The 1,958-nt window shown below is 73.9% G+C and carries 3 protein-coding genes; 2 read left to right on the top strand and 1 reads right to left on the bottom strand.

Going from position 1 to position 1,958, the window contains the following annotated elements; translation table 11 throughout:
• The first annotated feature begins 11 nt into the window (after window positions 1–11).
• Together KUA19_RS38585 and KUA19_RS38590 are read left to right on the top strand one after the other, a co-directional pair.
• Window positions 12–146 carry a sigma factor-like helix-turn-helix DNA-binding protein gene (locus KUA19_RS38585; RefSeq protein ID WP_302563708.1) on the top strand — a complete coding sequence of 45 codons (135 nt, stop codon included), beginning with the start codon at window positions 12–14 and terminating at the stop codon, window positions 144–146.
• 128 nt (window positions 147–274) lie between these two features.
• Window positions 275–1,342 carry an NADH:flavin oxidoreductase/NADH oxidase gene (locus KUA19_RS38590; protein WP_217404347.1) on the top strand — a complete coding sequence of 356 codons (1,068 nt, stop codon included), beginning with the start codon at window positions 275–277 and terminating at the stop codon, window positions 1,340–1,342.
• A gap of 3 nt (window positions 1,343–1,345) precedes the next feature.
• Here the strand turns inward: KUA19_RS38590 and KUA19_RS44320 are convergent, their stop codons facing one another.
• Window positions 1,346–1,789 (bottom strand): DivIVA domain-containing protein, encoded by a 444-nt coding sequence (locus KUA19_RS44320; protein ID WP_217404349.1) that lies wholly within the window; start codon window positions 1,787–1,789, stop codon window positions 1,346–1,348.
• Window positions 1,790–1,958: the final 169 nt, after the last annotated feature.

Here is a 1,958-nt window from a genome sequence, read left to right on the forward strand (position 1 = left end):
AGCGGCGCATCCTGTCGCTGCGGTTCGGCTGCGGCTACAACCAGGCGCAGATCGCCGAGCAGATCGGCGTCTCCCAGATGCACGTCTCGCGCCTGCTCACCCGCTGTATCGGCACCCTGCGCCAGCAACTGCTGGCCGACGCCTGATCGGCGGCAGAGGTCAAAGGGGCGGGTGGCGCTGGGGCCACCCGCCCCTTTTCCCCGCCGGATATTCCAGGCTGCGACGCACCTCACGACCGTGCGCCATGAGCGCGGACCGGTCGTAGGGTGGGTCCGTGAGCCCCCTGGCACAGCCGCTGAAGCTGCGTGACGTCACCCTGCCCAACCGCATCGCCCTGGCGCCGATGTGCCAGTACTCGGCCGAGGCGGACGGACTGCCCAACGGCTGGCACCTGACGCACCTGGCCTCCCGGGCCGTCGGTGGCGCCGGGCTGGTCCTCACCGAGGCCACCGCCGTCGTCGCGGAAGGCCGGATCTCCCCGCGTGACACCGGCCTGTGGTCACCGGCGCATGTGGACGCCTGGCGCCCGATCACCGCGCAGGTCGCGGCGCACGGCGCGGTGCCCGCGGTGCAGCTCGCGCACGCCGGGTTCAAGGCCTCGACCTGGTGGCCGTTCGCCACCGAGCGGGGCGGCGTCGCCGACGCCGACGGCGGCTGGACCCCGGTCGGTCCGGGCGACCAGCCGTTCGTGCCGACGTACCGCACCCCCGCCGCGCTGGACCAGGCCGGAGTCGACGCCCTCGTCACCGCGTTCGCGCAGGCCGCGGAGTATGCGGTCGCCGCCGGGTTCCAGGCCGTGGAGGTGCACGCCGCGCACGGCTACCTGCTGCACGAGTTCTACTCGCCGCTGACCAACCACCGCACCGACGGCTACGGCGGATCGTGGGACGGTCGCACCCGACTGGCCCTGGAGGTGGTCCGCGCGGTGCGGGCCGCGGTCGGCGACCGGATCCCTGTCCTGGTGCGGATCTCCGCCACCGACTGGACCGAGGGCGGCTGGACCGTCGACGACTCGGTGCGGTTCGCGATCGAGCTGGCGCGGGCCGGGGCCGACCTCATCGACTGCTCCTCCGGCGGCGCCGACCCGAACGCGCAGATTCCGATCGGGCCGGGTTATCAGGTGCCCCTGTCGGCGCGGGTGCGCCGCGACGCGGTCGTGCCGACCGGCGCGGTCGGCCTGATCACCGAGCCGGAGCAGGCCGAGCAGATCGTCGCTGACGGGCAGGCCGACCTGGTGCTGCTGGGGCGGGAACTGCTGCGCGACCCGTATTGGCCGCGCCGTGCCCTGGCCAAGCTGGGCGCCCAGCCGCACTGGCCCGACCAGTACCTGCGCGCGTTCTAGGGGTCAGGCCCGGCCGCGCAGCTCGTGCACGACCGCGTCGAGCCACCGGTCCACCTGCTCGCAGTCGTATCCGCTGCGAGCGGCGTCGAAGCCGAAGTTCTCGATCTCGTCGGCGGTGATCCCGCCGCCGCCCGCCAGCACCGGCGCCACCCGTGCCACCAACGCGTCCACCTGCGCCCGGTCGTAACCCTTGACGAACAGAACCGCCTTGCCGAACACCGGCTGGCGCTGCGCCGGGCCGGGCGCGGGCCTGCGGGGCACGGGACCGGCCGCCAGCAGCGCCAGGTGCTGCCGGACCTGGTCGCGGTCGTAGCCGCGCAGCACGACGGTGAACTCGACCCGGGTCAGGTCTTCGGCCGTGAGGTGGCCGGCGGCGAACTCGGCGAGCAGGTGGTCGACCTCTTCGCGGTCAAAGCCACGCAGGACGACGGTGAAATCGGGAGACACGGTGGCAATAGTGCCAGCCGAGTCAAGCGAGCGCCCTGGACGGGGGAGGCGCCGCCGCGGGCCGGTGCCCCGTCGGGCTCTCAAGGGTCCTATGGCTGGTGGCCTCACACGTGTCCGGGCGGCCCGCACGATCCGACCCGGCCGCGGGCGCTCGGGGAGGCGGCCGCGA

Source organism: Catellatospora tritici (genome assembly GCF_019083965.1).
GTDB classification, from domain to species: domain Bacteria; phylum Actinomycetota; class Actinomycetes; order Mycobacteriales; family Micromonosporaceae; genus Catellatospora; species Catellatospora tritici.